The 17805-nt window shown below is 60.9% G+C and carries 17 protein-coding genes; 16 read left to right on the plus strand and 1 reads right to left on the minus strand.

Features of this window, described 5'->3' with window-relative positions; genetic code table 11:
- Nucleotides 1-62: 62 nt before the first annotated feature.
- From ABE472_RS12925 to ABE472_RS12955, 7 genes are all read left to right on the plus strand, one after another.
- Nucleotides 63-1139 carry a nitronate monooxygenase gene (locus ABE472_RS12925; protein WP_346466362.1) on the plus strand — a complete coding sequence of 359 codons (1077 nt, stop codon included), beginning with the start codon at nt 63-65 and terminating at the stop codon, nt 1137-1139.
- Nucleotides 1136-1924 carry an aminotransferase class IV gene (locus tag ABE472_RS12930; RefSeq protein WP_346466363.1) on the plus strand — a complete coding sequence of 263 codons (789 nt, stop codon included), beginning with the start codon at nt 1136-1138 and terminating at the stop codon, nt 1922-1924. The genes ABE472_RS12925 and ABE472_RS12930 overlap by 4 nt, the downstream gene beginning before the upstream one ends.
- A 127-nt stretch (nt 1925-2051) precedes the next feature.
- On the plus strand, nt 2052-2312 hold the full coding sequence (rpsP, locus tag ABE472_RS12935) for a 30S ribosomal protein S16 (protein ID WP_017356068.1): 261 nt from the start codon (nt 2052-2054) through the stop codon (nt 2310-2312).
- Between the two features lie 42 nt (nt 2313-2354).
- On the plus strand, nt 2355-2867 hold the full coding sequence (gene rimM / locus ABE472_RS12940; RefSeq protein ID WP_121043481.1) for a ribosome maturation factor RimM: 513 nt from the start codon (nt 2355-2357) through the stop codon (nt 2865-2867).
- A 5-nt stretch (nt 2868-2872) separates the two neighbouring features.
- Complete coding sequence (gene trmD, locus ABE472_RS12945) at nt 2873-3631, plus strand: tRNA (guanosine(37)-N1)-methyltransferase TrmD (RefSeq protein WP_346466364.1); 759 nt, start codon at nt 2873-2875, stop codon at nt 3629-3631.
- Between the two features lie 154 nt (nt 3632-3785).
- Nucleotides 3786-4193: a 50S ribosomal protein L19 gene (rplS, locus tag ABE472_RS12950; protein ID WP_019184486.1), complete on the plus strand. Its 408-nt coding sequence runs from the start codon at nt 3786-3788 to the stop codon at nt 4191-4193.
- An 85-nt stretch (nt 4194-4278) separates the two neighbouring features.
- Nucleotides 4279-4656 carry a DUF6404 family protein gene (locus ABE472_RS12955; RefSeq protein ID WP_346466365.1) on the plus strand — a complete coding sequence of 126 codons (378 nt, stop codon included), beginning with the start codon at nt 4279-4281 and terminating at the stop codon, nt 4654-4656.
- Here the strand turns inward: ABE472_RS12955 and ABE472_RS12960 are convergent.
- Nucleotides 4653-6140, minus strand: coding sequence for an MATE family efflux transporter (locus tag ABE472_RS12960; protein ID WP_346464327.1), 1488 nt, complete (start codon nt 6138-6140; stop codon nt 4653-4655). The two genes, ABE472_RS12955 and ABE472_RS12960, sit on opposite strands and share 4 nt — an antisense overlap.
- 248 nt (nt 6141-6388) lie before the next feature.
- Between ABE472_RS12960 and ABE472_RS12965 the strand changes: the two genes are divergently transcribed.
- From ABE472_RS12965 to ABE472_RS13005, 9 genes are all read left to right on the plus strand, one after another.
- Complete coding sequence (locus tag ABE472_RS12965) at nt 6389-7819, plus strand: undecaprenyl-phosphate glucose phosphotransferase (RefSeq protein WP_346466366.1); 1431 nt, start codon at nt 6389-6391, stop codon at nt 7817-7819.
- A 191-nt stretch (nt 7820-8010) separates the two neighbouring features.
- Nucleotides 8011-8445, plus strand: a complete 435-nt coding sequence (locus ABE472_RS12970; protein ID WP_346466367.1) for a low molecular weight protein-tyrosine-phosphatase — start codon at nt 8011-8013, stop codon at nt 8443-8445.
- 57 nt (nt 8446-8502) lie between these two features.
- Nucleotides 8503-10719 (plus strand): polysaccharide biosynthesis tyrosine autokinase, encoded by a 2217-nt coding sequence (locus ABE472_RS12975; protein WP_346466368.1) that lies wholly within the window; start codon nt 8503-8505, stop codon nt 10717-10719.
- Nucleotides 10720-10833: 114 nt separating this feature from the next.
- Nucleotides 10834-12000, plus strand: a complete 1167-nt coding sequence (locus tag ABE472_RS12980) for a nucleotide sugar dehydrogenase (protein ID WP_346466369.1) — start codon at nt 10834-10836, stop codon at nt 11998-12000.
- A 33-nt stretch (nt 12001-12033) separates the two neighbouring features.
- Nucleotides 12034-13551: a lipopolysaccharide biosynthesis protein gene (locus tag ABE472_RS12985; protein ID WP_346466370.1), complete on the plus strand. Its 1518-nt coding sequence runs from the start codon at nt 12034-12036 to the stop codon at nt 13549-13551.
- A gap of 58 nt (nt 13552-13609) precedes the next feature.
- The gene (locus ABE472_RS12990) at nt 13610-14644 is read left to right on the plus strand and encodes a nitroreductase family protein (RefSeq protein WP_346466371.1); all 1035 of its coding nucleotides are present in this window, start codon (nt 13610-13612) and stop codon (nt 14642-14644) included.
- Nucleotides 14625-15758 carry a polysaccharide pyruvyl transferase family protein gene (locus ABE472_RS12995; protein WP_346466372.1) on the plus strand — a complete coding sequence of 378 codons (1134 nt, stop codon included), beginning with the start codon at nt 14625-14627 and terminating at the stop codon, nt 15756-15758. Before ABE472_RS12990 ends, ABE472_RS12995 begins: the two co-directional genes overlap by 20 nt.
- Nucleotides 15759-15807: 49 nt before the next feature.
- Nucleotides 15808-16698, plus strand: a complete 891-nt coding sequence (locus ABE472_RS13000) for a glycosyltransferase family A protein (RefSeq protein ID WP_346466373.1) — start codon at nt 15808-15810, stop codon at nt 16696-16698.
- Nucleotides 16699-17778, plus strand: a complete 1080-nt coding sequence (locus ABE472_RS13005; RefSeq protein WP_346466374.1) for a glycosyltransferase family 4 protein — start codon at nt 16699-16701, stop codon at nt 17776-17778.
- The last annotated feature ends 27 nt before the right edge of the window (nt 17779-17805 follow it).

Here is a 17805-nt window from a genome sequence, read left to right on the forward strand (position 1 = left end):
CATTCCGGGCAGGGGCGGTGCGGCGTATGCTGGCACCGTCTCCTTCCACAGGTGCGCCGCGCGTGAATGGTTCCCCGCTTCTCGAACGCGCCGACAGCTTCTGTCGGCGTTTTGCATTGCAGGCCCCGATCCTGCTGGCGCCGATGGCCGGCGCCTGCCCCGTGCCGCTGTCGGCCGCGCTGGCCAACGCCGGCAGCATGGGCGCGATGGGCGCGGTTTTGTCGCAACCGCAGGACATCGTGGCGTGGATGAATGATTTCCGTGCGCAGTCCACTGGGCCGGCGCAGGTCAATGTCTGGATTCCGGATCCGCTGCCGTCACGCGATGCCGATGCTGAAGCCGCGACACGCCGCTTTCTGGCGAAGTGGGGCCCGGAGGTGCCGGCCAGTGCCGCCGATGCGGGGCCGGCCGATCTCGATGCGCAGTTCGATGCCTTGATCGAGGCGCGCCCGGCGGTGGCCTCCACCATCATGGGCGTGTTTTCTCCGGCACAGGTGCAGCGCCTGAAAGACGTGGGCATTGCCTGGATCGCGTGTGCGACGACCTTGGCCGAAGCGCGTGCCGCGCAGGCGGCCGGCGCTGACGCGGTGGTCGCGCAGGGGTTCGAGGCGGGCGGCCATCGCGGCGCCTTCGATCCGGAGGCGGCCGAGCGCCAACTGGTCGGATTGTTCGCGCTGCTGCCGCGGCTGGCCGATCATCTGGATATCCCGGTCATCGCGGCCGGTGGCATCGCTGATGGGCGCGGCATCGCGGCAGCCCTGACGCTCGGTGCCAGTGCGGTGCAGGTGGGCACCGCGTTCCTGCGCACCCCGGAGTGCCAGTTGAATCCGGCATGGTCACAGGCATTGGCGAACGCCGAACCGGAAGACACGTGGCCGACGCGCGCCTTCAGTGGTCGCCTCGGCCGTGGCCTGGCCACCGCGTATGTGCGCGCCGCGGCGTCTGCTGACGCACCACCGCCGCGGCCGTATCCGGTGCAGCGTGGGCTGACCGCGCCGATGCGCGCGCAGGCCGGGCGCGACAACAGCCTCGATGCAATGCAGGCCTGGGCGGGGCAGTCCGCGTGGATGGCGCCGGCGCGCCCGGCGGCCGAGGTGCTGCAGCAGATGTGGGCTGATGCGAAGGCGTTGCTCGGATGACGCTGTACTGCAATGGCCGCCCTGCCAGTGCCGACGACCTGGCGGGCGCATTGACCAACTACGGTCATTTCACCTCGCTGCAGGTGCGCAATGGCGCGGTGCAGGGGCTGGATCTGCATCTGCAGCGTCTGCAGGAGGGCACGGTGGCGTTGTTCGGCACCGCGCTGGAGCCGCTGCAGATGCGCGCCTGGATGCACGATGCGCTGCAGGCCGAAGGTGCGGTCGATGCCTCGCTGCGGGTGACCGTGTTTTCGCGGCAGTTCGATTTCCGGCGGCCGCTGCAACCCGTCGCCGTCGACGTGCTGGTCGCCGTCGCGCCAGCGGTCGATCTGCCGGCGATAGCGCGGCGGCTGCGGACGGTGCGCTACCAGCGCGAACTGCCGCAGGTGAAGCATGTCGGTACGTTCGCGCTGTTCCAGCATCGCCGCGAGGCCTTGCTGGCAGGCGTGGATGACGCGCTGTTCGTCGGCGACGACGGCCTGGTCAGCGAAGGCACCACCTGGAACATCGCCTTCGCCTCGGGTGACACGTTGATCTGGCCGCAGGCGCCCGCGCTGCGCGGTACCCACGAGCGCCTGCTGCAGGCGGGGTGGGGCAGCGATCAGCAGGTGCGGCCGGTCGCGCTGGCGGACCTGGCCGGGTTCGACGCGGCCATTGCCTGCAACGCTGCCGGCCTCTGGCCGATCGCGGTGATCGATGGGGGCGTACTGGCGAACTCGGCGGCGCTGTGCGCCAAGGCCCGGCAGGTGCTCGCGGCGGCGCCCTGGCAGCCGTTGGTGGCCTGAGCAGCCCGGTCTGCAGGCCCTGTTCAGCTTTCCCGGTCTTCACAGGCTTGGAATGACCGGAGGCCGCCGCTATAATCGTCGGCTTACCGCGCCATCCTGGCGACTGGGCAATTGAGGAAACAACACCATGGTCAAGATTCGACTGACCCGCGGCGGCGCCAAGAAGCGTCCCTTCTACCACATCATCGTGACCGATTCGCGTAGCGCCCGTGATGGCCGCAACATCGAGCGCGTCGGTTACTACAACCCGGTTGCCCAGGGTGCCGAGTCCCGCATCGTGCTGGACCTGCCGCTGGTCGACAAGTGGGTCGCCAACGGCGCCCAGATGACCGACAAGGTTCGCAACCTGTACAAGGAAGCGACCAAGGCCCAGGCCTCCGCGGCCTGATCCTGAAGGGCCGCGCCTGCCGCGGCCCATCGGTCTATACAGATGAAAGATACCGAGCGCCGCATCCTGCTGGGCAGGATTGTCGGCGCTTTTGGTGTGCGAGGCGAGATCAAGCTCGAGTCCTGGACCGAGCCGCGTACCGCCATTTTCCATTACCAGCCCTGGATCCTGCGGACCCCCGCCGGCCAGGAGAGCACGCTCACCGGTGCACGCGGACGTCAGTCCGGCAAGCATCTGGTCGCCGTGTTTCCCGATATCACCGACCGCGATGTGGTCGAGGCGATGTACGGGACCGAAGTCTATGTCGCGCGCAGCGCGCTGCCGCCCCCGAAGCCCGATGAGTATTACTGGGTCGATCTGGAGGGCTTGCAGGTGCGTACCGTAGAGGGTGTCGAACTTGGGCGGGCGTCACACCTGTTCTCGACCGGCTCCAACGACGTGCTCGTGGTGCAGGGGGATCGTGAGCGGATGATTCCGTTCGTGCAGCCCGAATTCGTCGTCTCGGTGGATTTCGAGGCCAACCTGATCGTGGTCGACTGGGATCCGGAGTTCTAAGCCGGATGCGTATCGACGTCGTCACGTTGTTCCCCGAGTTCATGGCGCAGTCGGCCGCGCTGGGCGTGGTCGGCCGTGCTGCCGAGCGCGGTCTGCTGGAACTGCACGGCTGGAATCCGCGTGACTATGCCGAAGGCAACTACCGCCGGGTGGACGATCGTCCATTCGGGGGTGGCCCGGGCATGGTCATGCTGATCGAGCCGCTGCGGGCCTGTCTGGCGGCCGCGAAAGCCGCTGATCCGGCGCCCGCGCCGGTGATCTACCTCAGCCCGCAGGGCAAGCCGCTGACCCAGGCCAAGGTGCGGGAACTGGCGGCACTGCCGCGCATGATCCTGCTCTGCGGCCGCTATGAGGGCATCGACGAGCGCTTCCTCGAGGCCGAGGTCACCGAGGAAATCTCCCTCGGCGATTACGTGCTGTCCGGCGGTGAGCTGGGCGCGGCGGTGATCGTCGATGCGGTGACCCGCCTGCAGGAGGGGGCCCTCGGCGATGCCGAATCGGCCGCCCAGGACAGTTTCGAAGGCCCGCAGGGGCTGCTGGACTGCCCGCATTACAGCCATCCGGCCCAGCATGAATGGGGCACTGTCCCGGACGTACTGCGCTCGGGCAACCATGCCGCCATCGCCCGCTGGCGCCGGCAGCAGTCGCTGCTGCGCACCGCGCTGCGGCGGCCGGACCTGCTCGACGAAGGCCAGTTGTCCAAGGCCGACCGCCTCCTGCTGGCGCAGGCACGGCAGGCCGTTGCCAAGGATCCAACCCCCTAGCGCGGGGGCGGGATCTTGTTTACAATTCGGGATTGCCATCGGCCTTTTGGGCCCGTTGGCAGGAGCCCCTACAAAAAACGTGCAGCACAGTCCGGTGACTGCATGAGCCCACGTTGTCGAACGACACGATCACCCGAACATTATCGGTGCACCCATGAGCAAGCTGAACAAATCCATCCTCTCGGACTTCGAATCCGCCCAGATCACCCGCGAGCTGCCGAAGTTCAGCCAGGGTGACACCGTCGTCGTCAACGTGAAGGTGAAGGAAGGCAACCGTGAGCGCGTGCAGGCTTACGAAGGCGTCGTCATCGGCACCAAGAACGCCGGCCTGAACTCCGCGTTCACCGTCCGCAAGATCTCGCACGGCTACGGCGTCGAGCGCGTCTTCCAGACCCACAGCGCCATCATCGACTCGGTCGAAGTGAAGCGTCGTGGTAAGGTCCGCGCCGGCAAGCTGTACTACCTGCGTGGTCTGGAAGGCAAGGCTGCCCGCATCAAGGAAGATCTGGCTGCTGCTGCGCAGGCCAAGGCCGCGCGCCTGGCTGCCAAGGCTGCCCAGTAATTCCCGGCCGACAACTTCGGTTGTCGCCTCAAACGGCCACCTTCGGGTGGCCGTTTGCGTTTGTGACCTCGTGATGGAGAAGCACATGGACCGTTATCCCGCTGATGTTCGTCACGCGCTGCAGGCCATGGCCGACGCCAACGTGCCTGCCGGCATGCGCGCACCGCCGCTGCATCGGCTGCTGTGGCGCATGGGGCTGCGCGTGCCGCCACCGCTGCTCGCCAGCTTCGGTGCCAATCTGTTCGTGATGGGCGGGCTGTTTGGCGTGTTGTGGGGCGTGTTGTGGCGCGGCTTGATGGGGCTGGTCCTGGACCTTGGCTCGCTCACGCTCGGCATCACCGTTGGCAGTGCTGTCATGGCCGGGCTGTTGTTCGGCGTGATGATGGCGCTGCTGATGCGGTACCAGCGGCGACGCTACCAACTGCCTGCCTGGAAGACGCTGCTGCAGGGGCGCATGGCTTAATCCGGCCGTGCGGTGCCCACGCGGGCGGGCTGGAGCGGCGTGGTCGGATTCGGGTCCGCCACCGGCGACGGCGGCGACGCGGGGACCTCGGCCGGCGCGGCCAGTTCCTCGTGATGGCTGGGCAGCATGCGTGCCTTGCGCCAGCCGCCCCAGCGGTAATACGCCAGCGACATCAGCATCGCGCAGAACGAGCTGACCGGGAAACTCCACCACACCGCGTCGGCCCCCCAGCGGTCCTGCAGCAGCTCGGCGAACGGCACGCGGATGCCCCACAGCGAGGCCGCTAGTATCAGCAGCGGGGGAATCACCGCACCGGTCGAGCGCACCACGCCGGAGATCACGAAGTTCACGCCGAAGAACAGGAACGACCACACCGCGATGTGGTTGAGGTGGCGCGCCACCTCCAGCGCCTGGCTGCCCTCGGGCAGGAACAGGGCGAGCGTGTAACGGTCCAGCAGGATCAGCGGCAGGATCAGCACGCCGGTCAGCAGGAAGTTGTAGAGCACGCCGCTGCGGGCGGTGCCGCGCACGCGGTCCCAGCGCTGCGCGCCGACGTTCTGCGCGGCCATGGTCGAGCACGCCGCACCGATCGCCATCGCCGGCATCTGCACGTAGGTCCACAGCTGCAGCGAGGCGCCATACGCGGCGGCGGTGTCGGTGCCGTAGCTGTTGACCATGGTCATCATCAGGATCATCGACAGCGAGATCAGCACCATCTGCAGGCCCATCGGTACGCCCTTGACCACCAGCGCACGCAGGATCTCGCCGTCGATCTTGAACAGCGCCATGTCCTTGCGGCCCAGCCACAGCACGTGGCGTTTGTTGCGCATGTACCAGAGCAGGCCGAGCAGCGAGAGCGTCTGCGCGATCAACGTGGCCCAGGCGGCGCCGGCGATGCCCAGCTGCGGGAACGGGCCGATGCCGAAGATCAGCAGCGGGTTGAAGCCGATATCCAGCACCACCGAGAGCAGCAGGAAACGGAACGGCGTGCGTGAGTCACCCACGCCGCGCAGTGCCGAGCTCAGGAACGCGAAGGCATACAGCGTCGGCATCGCCAGGAAGATGATGCGCAGGTAAGCCTCGGCCAACGGCAGCGATTCGGCCGGTGTGCCCATCGCCGCCAGCAACGGATGCGACAGCCACCAACCGGCGATCGCGATCACCACCGACAGGCCGATGAAGAAGGTCGCGCTGGTGCCCATCACGCGCCGGGCTTGGGGCAGGTCACGCGCACCCATCGACTGGCCGATCAGGATCGAGGCGGCCATGCCGATCCCGAATACCGAGCCGATCAGGAAGAACATGATGTTGTTGGCGTTCGCGGTGGCGGTCAGCGCCGCCTCGCCGAGGAAGCGGCCGACCCAGATCGCGTTCACCGAGCCGTTCATCGACTGGGCGATGTTGCCGGCCAGGATCGGCAGGGCGAACAGGAACAGATTGCGCCCGATCGGGCCCGTGGTCAGGTCAAGCGGCGCTTTGGCCATGTGGGTGTCCGGGAGCGGGGAGCGGGAAAGAACGGGCGTGCCACGCACGGTAGCTCACTCCATGTTATCCGGGTGAATGGGCAGGAGTCCCAGCGTATTCAGTGGGTTGCGTGTGGAAAAGTTCCGATACCGACGCCGGTGTGGTATAAAATTGACGCACACTCGTCCACCTGCCCAGGGTACTAACCCGCATCGCGCCGTAAAACCGTCTCAGGAGAGTTCTTTTGTTACATGGATCGTTGGGCGGCGTGCAGGACGGAAAGTCTTTCCTGCACCGTACGCTGGAAGCAAAGGCTGCGCTGGATGCGCTCTTCAAGGCGGGTGATCTGGTCGTCGCGATGCTGGCGGCCGCTGTCTCCTATCTCCTGCATTTCGGAATGGAGGCGATCAGCCCGCACGAGCGTTCGATCATCGGGCTGGTAATGCTCTACGGCTTGCTGTGCTTCTCGCTCTCGCCGCTGTATCGCCAATGGCGCAGCAGGGCATTCCTGCGCTGCGTGGGTTTGCTCCTTCTGGTCTGGACGGGCGTCTTCTGCCTGTTTGCCACCCATGCGCTGGTGGTGGGATCGAGCGACAGCGTCCCGGTTCCCTGGCTGCTGACCTGGTTCGTCCTGGGCTACGCCGGGCTGGTTGGCTGGCGGGTCGTGGTGCGCGCACGCATGCACGTGCTGCGGGCCAAAGGGATCGACCGGCAGCGGGTCGTGGTGGTCGGGCTTCGGGCCCCAGTGCTGAAGCTGCACCGGCATCTCAAGGCCCGCAATGGCAGCGGCATCGAGATCATCGGCTATTTCGCTTCGCACGAAGATATTCCCACCCCCCGGCATAGCGACAAGCCGCGCAAGCTCGGTGCGCTGGATGCGCTTGAAACCTACCTGAGTGCGAATCACCACAACGTCGAGCAGGTGTGGGTGTCCCTGCCGCTGTCCGATACCGGGGAAGTCAAGAAGCTGCTCAAGCTGCTGGAGCGCTACCCGGTGCCGGTCAAGCTGGTGCCTGACATCCATGGCTTCAGCATGCTCAACCCCACCGTCGAGCAGATCGGCCCGGTTCCGGTTATCAATCTCCGGCAAGGTCTGGCCAAGGGCAACTATATGGTTGTCAAACGCGTGGAAGACCTCGTCGTGGCGAGTATCGCGGTGGTGATGTTGATGCCGCTGTTCCTGGTGCTGGCCATCGGGGTCAAGCTCAGCTCCCCGGGTCCCGTTCTTTTCCGCCAGCGCCGGCACGGACAGGGCGGCAAGGAATTCTGGATGCTCAAGTTCCGCTCCATGAAGGTGCACCAGGAGTCAGTGGGCACGATTGTCCAGGCGACCCGTGGCGATCCGCGCGTCACCCGCTTCGGAGCCTTCCTGCGGCGCACCAGCCTGGACGAACTGCCCCAGTTCTTCAACGTTCTTGGTGGCAGCATGTCCGTTGTGGGACCGCGCCCCCATGCGGTGCAGCACAACAACCACTATGAGCGCCTGATCGAGCGTTACATGCACCGCCACTACGTCAAGCCGGGCATTACCGGGTGGGCCCAGGTGCATGGGCTGCGGGGCGAGACCCCGGAACTGCGTTCCATGAAGAAGCGCGTGCAGTACGACATCGATTACATCCGGCGCTGGAGTCCGGGCCTGGACATGGCGATCATCGTCATGACGGTCGCCAAGGTGCTGGGGCAGAAAAGCGCTTACTAGGTCACATTCCCCGGTAGTCGCGGGCGCTCAAGGCGGGCCGCGATCCAGAAATTTTTGGGAAATCCTGCCCTTGCGGGCGATCCTCGACCTTCGGGTCCGGGCCTTGGGGTATCCTGTTGGTTTGGGCGCGCGGGCGAAACTCCGGCCGTGCACGACATTCCCATTACGGGAATGCATCAGGATTGGAAGTTGTGTTCAAGCATATTCTCTTTGTGTGTGTCGGCAACATCTGCCGTAGTCCTTCCGCTGAAGTCATGCTGCGGGACGCCCTTGGCGACCGGGGCATCCAAGTTTCCTCGGCTGGACTGGGGGCGCTGGTAAATCATGGCATCGATGCCACTGCCCAGGCGCTGCTCGTCGAGCATGGCCTGGACGGGACGGCCCATCGTGCGCGACAGATCAGCCCTGCCATCCTGTCCGCCGCCGACCTGGTGTTGACGATGGAGCGCAAGCACGTCAAGCGCATCACCGAACAGGCGCCGGAAGCCTCTGGAAAGACCTTCCTGTTGGGGAAGTGGCAGGGCGACCGCGACATCCCCGATCCCTACCGGCAGCAGCGACCAGCCTTCGAACACGTCTACAAGCTCATGGCTGAAGGCGTGGAGAGCTGGACGCGTTACCTCTGATCTGCCCGCGCCGTACCCCGCCGCCGCACCCCCCTTTTTGATATTGAATCAAGGCACATGACAAGCATCGATTCCCGCTCCAACTCCGGCCAAGAGGCCGCCGATGAAATCGACCTGCGGCAGCTCTTGGGTACGCTGCTTGATCACAAGTGGTGGATTGCCGGGATTACCGGTACGTTCTTTGCCGCGTCCGTCGCTTACGCCTTGCTGGCGACGCCTATCTATCGAGCAGACGCCGTCGTGCAGGTGGAATCGAAGATGCCGTCGCTGCCTGGACTGACCAATATCAGCCAGTCCCTGGGCCTCGGTTCGGGTTCAGCAGAAGCGACGACAGAGATTTCGCTGATGACATCGCGCTCGGTGATCGGCGCCGCAGTTGAGAAGTTGAATCTCGACATCCAAGTTGAACCTAAACGGTTCCCCGTGATCGGAAACTACATGGCACGGCGGGCACGCGCAAAAAATCCTGACGGATTGGCACCCCCGTTCCTCGGGATGAAAAGCTATGGTTGGGGTGGTGAGCAACTTGACGTATTCCAACTGGACGTGCCTGCCAAGTTGGTTGCGCAGCCGCTGACGGTCGTTGCAGGCAGCAGTGGTGCATACACCCTTTTCGACGGGGAGGGTGCTGAGATATTGCGAGGTAAGGTGGGTGAGACGGCCACTGGTCACGACGTGACGATGTCTGTATCGGTTCTGCACGCCAACGAGGGGACACATTTTAGTGTGTCACGCCTTCGCACTCTTGGCGTGGTGACGACGCTGCAAGGGGCTTTGAACGTTTCGGAAAGCGGTAAGGACTCCGGAATTCTCTCTCTCCAGTACGAGAATCCGGATCCGCTGGTTGCGCAGTCCTTGTTGCAGGAGGTGACCCAAGCGTACGTCCGCCAAAACGTCGAGAGGAGTTCCGCCGAGGCGATGGCTCAGCTCGACTTTGTGAAAGAGCAGCTCCCCACTGTCCGTAATCAGGTCGATAGTGCACAGAAGGCATTAAGTGCCTTCCAGATCAGTGCGAACTCGGTAGATATCACGCTGCAGACCAAGGGCCTGCTGGACCAGGAGGTGGCTGTCGAGACCAGCATTCAGCAGCTGCGACTTCAGCAGGCGGAAATGGACAGGAAGTTCACGCGTGATCATCCCGCGTACCAAGCCTTGATGCGCCAGATCGGTGGACTTGAATCGCGCAAAGCGAGTTTTCAAGGGCAGGTAAAACAGCTTCCGGATGCACAGCAGCAGCTTCTTCGCCTGACTCGCGATCTCCAAGTGAGCAATGAAATGTACACCGCGATGCTCAATCAGGCCCAGCAGCTGGACGTCGCACGCGCTGGCACGGTTGGCAACGTTCGTATTGTCGACGTTGCTGCGGTTGATGCCACTTCCCCCGTGCGTCCCTACAAAGCACTGATCGTGCTCGTTGGTACCATGCTTGGCGGCTTCCTCTCCATCGGTGTTGTCCTAGCGAAACAGCTGCTCAATCGGGGAATCGAGGATCCCACTCAGATTGAAGAGATCGGGCTGCCTGTCTACGCCTCGATTCCTGTCAGTGTGAGCCAAGAAAGTGATTCCGTTCGAGGCAAGTTCCGCGCGGACGGAAAGGTTCATCTCTTGGCAGTTAGGGACCCCGCTGATCTCGCGATCGAAGCTATTCGGAGCCTGCGAACCAGCCTACATTTTGCGCGTCTTGAGTCCAAGAACAATATTGTGCTGATCTCGGGCTCCAGCCCAAATGCGGGTAAGACGTTCGTGTCTTCGAACCTTGCCGCAGTCATCGCGCAAGCCGGGCAGCGCGTATTGATAATCGATGCCGACATGCGTAAGGGCACGCTTCACAAAGCCTTCGGGGCAGCGCAATCACCAGGGCTGTCGGACCTGCTTGCTAACAAGGTGACGATGGATGAGGTGGTTCGGACGATGCCCGGGCTCGATCAGCTGAATTTCATCACCCGCGGTGATGTTCCGCCGAACCCCTCTGAGTTGTTGATGCATGAGAATTTCACTCGACTGCTTGAAACCGTAAAAACTAAGTTCGATCTGATCATCATCGATACGCCGCCCATCCTTGCAGTTACTGATGCGGCGATTATCGCGCATCACGCAGGAACGTCGCTGCTTGTTGCTCGATTTGGGCTGAATCAAGCGAAAGAGCTGGCCTTGGCGAAAAAACGCTTTGAACAGAACGACGTGAAGCTGAAGGGCGCGATCTTCAATGCCGTACAGAAGCGGGCGGCTGGTTACTACAGCTACGGCTATTACGAGTACAAATCAACCAACTGAATCGGTCGGTCGTATTGGCTGGCAAATTTGCAATCACGGAGGGGGGTAGTGCCGGCACTATCTTCTCCCCATGATGCGACACGGATGTAACGTTGTTCTACCCGGGAAGTGTTAATGAAGATCGCAGTTGTTGGCACCGGCTACGTCGGCCTCTCAAACGCCATCCTATTGGCTCAGAATCACGAGGTCGTAGCTCTCGATATCGATGCACGAAAGGTATGTATGCTCAACGATAGGCAGTCGCCAATCGAGGATAAGGATGTCCAGCACTACCTTGAGAATGCCCCGCTTCGCTTAAGTGCGACGCTAGACGCCGACGCTGCCTATGCTGATGCGGACTTCGTTATCGTCGCTACGCCGACGGACTACGACTCAGCCAACAACTTCTTCGACACCTCGTCCGTCGAGAATGTAATTGACCACGTAAATGCTCGAAATCCTCAGGCGGTAATTGTCGTGAAATCGACGCTGCCCGTAGGGTTCGTAGCCCGATTGAAAGAGCAAAAGGGCATTGACAACGTGATCTTCTCCCCGGAGTTCCTGCGGGAGGGTAAGGCGCTTCACGATAATCTGCACCCAAGCCGCATCATCGTGGGAGAGCGCTCCGAGCGCGCGGAAGTCTTTGCTGCTCTGCTGCTTGAAGGAACGGTCGCTAAAGATGTCCCAATCATTTTCACCGACTCCACTGAAGCGGAAGCCATTAAGCTCTTTGCTAACACTTATCTCGCAATGCGGGTCGCTTTCTTTAATGAGCTTGATTCTTATGCGGAGATGCATGGGCTCGACTCCAGGCAGATCATCGATGGGGTATGCATGGATGCCAGAATCGGTGGGCACTACAATAATCCCTCCTTTGGCTACGGCGGCTATTGTCTTCCAAAAGACTCAAAGCAACTTCTGGCCAACTACCGGGATGTTCCTCAGAATCTGATCAGGGCCATCGTGCAGTCCAATTCCACACGGAAAGACTTCGTCGCCGATGCAGTGCTCGCCAAAAAACCTAAAGTAGTGGGTGTTTACCGTTTGATCATGAAAGCAGGGTCTGACAACTTCCGTGCTTCCAGCATCCAAGGGGTAATGAAGAGAATCAAGGCGAAAGGCGTGGAGGTGATCGTCCATGAACCTGTGCTGGCCGATGCCGAGTTCTATCGATCCAAGGTTGTCAACGACCTCGCGGATTTCAAGCGAACGTCGGATGTGATCATTGCCAATCGGATGGTGCCTGAAATTCAAGATGTAGCGGAGAAGGTCTACACGCGGGACCTCTTTGGGTCGGACTGAAGAGATCCACTCCGGGAAGCATGCGAGGAACACGTGATCAACAACTCTACATCGTCGACGCCGACGCATTCTCCTGCCAAAGGCGTGGGCGACACATCGAGTGCGGGCAGTCTAAAGAGAAAGACAGTGCGCGGCGGAGTGGTCGCTATGGGCGCTCAGATGATGAGTATTGCGATCCAGTTGTTGTCGACGGTCATTCTGTCGAGGCTGCTTCCATCGGAAGACTTCGGGATCATCGCCATGATCGTTGCTATCACGGCATTTATGGGGCTTTTCCGTGACATGGGGCTTTCGACCGCATCGATCCAGAAGCAGTCGCTCCAGTACGTGCAAGTGAATGCGCTGTTCTGGTTGAACGTCTTGGCCGGTAGCGTTCTCAGTGTGGCGACTGTCCTTCTAGCTCCCGCGCTCGCGTGGTTCTACAAGAAGCCGGAAGTAACGCCGGTGGCGGTGCTGATGTCGGTCACCTTCTTGGTATCCAGCGTCGGTGCGCAGCATGCCGCGCTGATGCAGCGTGAGCTTCGGTTCCTGCCCAAGGCTACGGCGGATGTTGCAGGGGCAGTGGTCAACTTCACGCTCGCCGTGTGCCTTGCGCTGTTGGGTTACCGTTACTGGTCGCTGGCGTGGGGAGTTGTGGCGGGCGCCTGCGTTACCACGGGTTTGTACTTCTATGGATCAAAATTTCGACCCGGACGTCCACGCCGTGCTGAAGGCCTTCGCGATCTGTTGGGCTTCGGTGCCAATGTTACCGCCTTCGAGGTTGTGAACTATTTCCACCGAAATCTCGACAACGTGCTCATCGGTCGAGTGTGGGGCGCATCGGCGCTTGGATTGTACAGTCGCGCATATCAGCTGATGATGCTGCCCATTGTCAGCCTCAGGACCCCGATCAACGCAGTTGCACTACCGGTGTTGAGCCGTCTGCAGAACGAGCCATCCCGATATCGCCATTACTATTGCGAAATCGCGTCCCTGCTCGGCATGCTCTCAATTCCGCTCATGCTGTTTCTGGCAATTAATGCCGATGATGTAGTGCAGGTGGCTCTCGGTCCTGGGTGGTCTGGGGTGGGCCCAATATTTGTCCTTTTGGCCCTCACAGGCTTGATTCAGCCCGTTGCCAGCTTGCGTGGTCTGGTCCTCTTGAGCTTGGGCAGGACACGAAAATACCTCGTATGGGGAGTACTAAATGCGGCCGTCGTTTGTCTGGGATTCTGCATCGGGGTGCGGTGGGGAGGGGTAGGAGTGGCCGCGGCGTATGCAATCAGCAATTATCTGCTTCTTTATCCATCAATCGTGTTCGCATTCAAAGAGAGTCCTCTTCGGGTCTCTGATTTCTTCGTCACCTTGGCTCGGCCAGTTCTGGCCGGGCTGATTGCGGTGGCCGCCAGTTGGGGCGCTCAGGGGTTGGCTGCAGATCATCCAGTGATTCTGCAGTTGATCTTCAAGGCAATTGTCTTTGGCTTGGTTTTCGCCGCCACTGCGTTGATCCTGCCCGGTGGAAAGCAGCAACTCACTGGCTATCTGGCGATCGTTAAGAGCCTGCGCAAATGAGAAACACAGTAATATGACAATTATTAGTAAGCAGATGAGGCGACGCCTCAAAGCTCTCGTGGAAACCTTTGATAACATCGCACTCAGGATGTCCGCTTCATCGAGGGTGGTAGCGGGCGTCTATTATCTCATCAAGGGCGATTACGGAAGGGAGCAACAAGCCTCCGCGGCTGGCAAGCTAGCGTATCGCGCTTCGCTGCGAAAGCCTGGTGCGAGCTCGAGCCTTCTCAGGAGAAATGTTCATCGCGTCGAGAAGGGGCTGTTGATGCGGCCGCGACGCGTGCCATTTGGTTTGAACTATATTGGAGAAACCGTTGCGGCCTATGCCACGACCGCGGCCGCGGGTCTCGAGCCGTGCGAGCTCCGATGGGCGACGGACGTGCTAGATGAATATATGGCGGTCACCCCGAGCCACCCGGCCGTGGATTCGCTACGGGTCCAGTTCAAAGCGGCCATTCCTGCCGGCGCAGCGAGCCCGTGTAAGGCAGAAGCGCTGATTCCCTATGTGCGCGACACGCATGCCGCGGCGCAGATTACCTATGAGGATATGTTGGCACTTGCCCGCTACCGGCGCTCGGTACGCTGGTTCCTTCCGGCGCCGGTGTCGCGCAGCGCTATCGATCGGGCGCTGCATGTCGCGGCTTACTCTCCGAGTGCGTGTAATCGTCAGCCCTTCAGATTCATGATTTTCGACGAACCAAAACTCGTCGAAAAGGTACTTGCTCTGCCAATGGGGACCGGCGGTTTCGGACACCAGGTACCAGCCGTGGCGGTCGTGGTTGGTCAGCAGAGGAACTACTTCGGAGAGCGGGATCGGCATCTCATCTATGTAGATAGCGCTCTGGCCTCCATGTCTTTTGTATATGGCCTTGAGGTGCAGGGGCTTGGCTCCTGCTGTATTAACTGGCCCGATGTGGAGCATCTCGAGCAGAGCATGCAGGACCTTTTGAAGCTCGACACTGATGAGCGGCCGATCATGCTGATAGCGATCGGCAAGCCTGACCCCGAGGGAATGGTAGCTCGTTCTGTGAAGAAGCCCCTTTCCATCGTCCGCACTTACAACTTTGAGTCAAATGAAGAATCTGATTGTTGAAATTAACGGCACGGGCACTCACAACCGCGGCGCTGAATTGATGGCAATTGCTATTGCTGATCGCCTGCGCACCACCTTTCCTGCCGTCCAGCTCGTGGTGTCACGTCAATTCGGCTCAGATGAGGAGCGCCGCAAGCACGGCTTGCTGACGACATGGGAGCATATTGGTAGGCTCGGCGGTCTGCGTAGCCTCGTGAACATGTGGAAGATGAAGGGCAGGACCGACGTCGTTTCACCGGCAGCAGTTGACGTCGTACTGGACGCATCTGGTTTCGCTTTCTCCGATCAATGGGGAGAGTCGCGGCCCCGCAAACTTGTGACCATGATGTCGCGCCGATATCGGCGAGGACAGACTCTCATTCTTATGCCGCAGGCGCTTGGAACCTTCAAACAGGAAGGTGTGGCGCTGTGGTCGCGCCGTCTGATGCAGCGCGCCGTCCTGGTCTGTGCGCGCGATTCACAATCCAAAGCCGCCGTAGAAGCGCTCGGCGATTGCACCGCGCTGCGACAGTATCCCGATTTTACGGTCGCCGTGGCCCCGGCAAATGGCGTCGCCCGTGCGTTCGATGACGAATTCGCGGCTATCGTTCCCAACGTCCGGATGCTTGATAAGACGGGGCTTGGGAGTGCGTATCTCGCGTTTCTGCGTCACGCCATCGATGAGATTCGACGCAATGGTATACGCCCGGTAATTGTTCTACATGACGCTGATGAGGACAGGGCAGTGGTAGGGGCGCTGGGGAGCGACTTCAGTTCGGTTGATGTCGTCACGGACGACGACCCTCGCGTTCTGAAGGCAATCCTGGGGCAGGCGGAGTTTGTCATCGGTTCAAGGTTCCATGCGTTGGTGAGCTCGATGTCCCAAGGGGTTCCTTGCATCGGTGCAGGGTGGTCTCATAAATACCCGGAGCTCTTCGCTGATTTCGACTGCTCGGAACTGCTCATGGCCGACCTAGAAGACCTTGAACGGCTCGGGGCTCTGGTGGCAGCGCTTTCGACCGCCGAAACCCGATCATCCAAGTCGTCCCGGATTAAGAAGGCAGCAGATGAGCTGAAGTCGCGCTGCGAAAGTATGTGGCTGGAAGTTGAAGCCCATATTCGATCGCGCCAATGAGGAATAGCCGTTTGTATAAATTCGGGAGCTGTGTTGCGTGGAAAGCATAATGGACGTCACTGTTGTGATTCCGACCTACAACGATGGAAAGCGAGTTTCGATGTGCGTGGATGCACTTCGGAAGCAATCCTATCAGGGCAGCTTTGAAGTCATCGTGGTGGATAATGGATCGTCCCGCGATGTCGCAAAGTTTGCTCAGGACGACCCGATTGCTAGGGTGGTCTCGGAGCCGGAGGCAGGTTCTTACTCGGCCAGAAATGCGGGGATACGGCAGGCTCGGGGTCGCATAATTGCCTTCACCGATTCGGATTGCCTCCCTGGCCCCAATTGGTTGAAGGCCGCCGTGGATATGATCGATGGCGGTAGTGCTGACTTGGTTGCTGGGCGAGTGGAGATCTTCTTCAAGGACCCGGCGCGGCCCACTTCGGTGGAGCTCTATGAGCATCGCTTTTCCTTCCGTCAGCACGAGAGCGTCCCTCAAGGTTGGGCGGTCACGGCAAATCTCGTGGTGAAGGCATCGGTCTTCGACGCTATTGGTCCATTCAACGCAAAGACCTTCTCCGGTGGAGATGCCGAGTTTACACGCCGAGCTGTCAATGCCGGATTCAAGCTGCAGTATGGCCATGAAGCCTCCCTCGCTCATCCCGCTCGCCGTACGTTGGCGGAGATAAGCCAGATGAGACGCCGTCATGTTGGCGGCTTCTATCGTCTGAGCAAGACCGACGCGAGCTATAGCTCCATGTTCTCTGCCAAAGGAATACTTAAGGACATTGCATATCCTGCGAAAGCGGCTGCGCTGCTGGCCAAGGATGTCGCCGAAGGGACTCAGACGCTCTGGCGCTCCATCCGAGTCCTATTGGTGGTTTCGCATACCCGTTGGTATCGAGCGGCCCTTAAGATTGGCTATGCCACAGGGCTGAAGCGAAGCTATGAGCGCTGAGTGCTCAATGTGAAGAGAATCCTCGTCGTTTCGAACATGTATCCTTCACCGCGGGATCCAGCCTTCGGCATCTTCGTTGAGCGTGTCTCTTCGCAGATGGTCGATTGTGGGCATGACGTCACGTTCGCTGTTCGCCGCGCATCGCGATGGAAAATGATGTCCTACTTGCGCTTCTTCATCCACGCGTTCGCAAAGGTCCTCTTCTTCAAGGTTGATCTCATATACGTACATTTCGTAACTCATTCCTACATACCGGTGATGCTTGCGCTTTTGTTTAGGAGGGTGCCTCTCGCCGTACACGTGCACGGCGCCGACATCATCTCTGACAAAGAACAGTCACGGTTGGCCACTCGCTGTTTCAGCATCGTGAGGCGTGCTGCGCTTGAGCGCGCCGCGCTCATCGTCGCTCCATCGAACTACTTCCGCGATCTCGTCTCGGAGCGGTTTCCTTCGGTGAAGAAGAAGATCGTGGTATCTCCGTCCGGTGGGGTGAACTTGGCTGCGTTTAGTGATGCAAAGTCAAGCGCTCGAGTTCGGGGCGAGTTGATGTTTTTCGGTCGGCTCATGCTTGGAAAGGGTGTGATGCTTCTGATTCCTGCTGTCGAGGCGGTGCGGGCTCGACGCGCGGATCTTGAGATCAGCGTTGTGTTCGCGGGCGACGGTCCCGCACTGCCCGCACTTTCTGAGCAGGCGAAGGCATCGTCAGTCCCGGTGCGGTTCCTTGGTGCGGTCGATCCGGACAGGGTTCCGGTGGTGCTTTCCACGGCCACTGCGTTGGTGTTCCCCTCGTTTCGCAAGGGTGAAAGTCTGGGGCTGGTGGCGCTGGAGGCGATGGCATGCGGGCGGCCCGTGATCGCAGCGCGTAGTGGTGCCATGGAAGAGATCGTCCTGGACGGCGTCACTGGGGCACTCTTTGACGTCAATGATGTCCATGGGCTGTCACTCGCAATCGAAAGCATGTTGACCTTGGATGATCATGCCTGGCAACGAGTATCCGACGCGGCTTTGCGTCGTGTGGAGGCATTTGATGCAAGGCGTGTCTCCCTCCAGCTTTCGGAGGCTCTGTGTCGCGTCTTCTGAATTTCATGCCGCGGGAAGCCAATTTCT

This window comes from Stenotrophomonas sp. TWI809, from assembly GCF_039673205.1.
Lineage (GTDB): Bacteria > Pseudomonadota > Gammaproteobacteria > Xanthomonadales > Xanthomonadaceae > Stenotrophomonas.

Excerpts from the sequence above, each read along its gene's own strand:
- ABE472_RS12955 (WP_346466365.1), top strand. The coding sequence starts at position 4,279 with ATGGACCGTTATCCCGCTGATGTTCGTCACGCGCTGCAGGCCATGGCC.
- ABE472_RS12995 (WP_346466372.1), top strand. The coding sequence starts at position 14,625 with ATGAAGAATCTGATTGTTGAAATTAACGGCACGGGCACTCACAACCGC.
- rplS (WP_019184486.1), top strand. The coding sequence starts at position 3,786 with ATGAGCAAGCTGAACAAATCCATCCTCTCGGACTTCGAATCCGCCCAG.
- rimM (WP_121043481.1), top strand. The coding sequence starts at position 2,355 with ATGAAAGATACCGAGCGCCGCATCCTGCTGGGCAGGATTGTCGGCGCT.
- ABE472_RS13000 (WP_346466373.1), top strand. The coding sequence starts at position 15,808 with ATGGACGTCACTGTTGTGATTCCGACCTACAACGATGGAAAGCGAGTT.
- ABE472_RS12975 (WP_346466368.1), top strand. The coding sequence starts at position 8,503 with ATGACAAGCATCGATTCCCGCTCCAACTCCGGCCAAGAGGCCGCCGAT.
- ABE472_RS12960 (WP_346464327.1), bottom strand. The coding sequence starts at position 6,140 with ATGGCCAAAGCGCCGCTTGACCTGACCACGGGCCCGATCGGGCGCAAT.
- ABE472_RS12930 (WP_346466363.1), top strand. The coding sequence starts at position 1,136 with ATGACGCTGTACTGCAATGGCCGCCCTGCCAGTGCCGACGACCTGGCG.
- rpsP (WP_017356068.1), top strand. The coding sequence starts at position 2,052 with ATGGTCAAGATTCGACTGACCCGCGGCGGCGCCAAGAAGCGTCCCTTC.
- ABE472_RS12980 (WP_346466369.1), top strand. The coding sequence starts at position 10,834 with ATGAAGATCGCAGTTGTTGGCACCGGCTACGTCGGCCTCTCAAACGCC.
- trmD (WP_346466364.1), top strand. The coding sequence starts at position 2,873 with ATGCGTATCGACGTCGTCACGTTGTTCCCCGAGTTCATGGCGCAGTCG.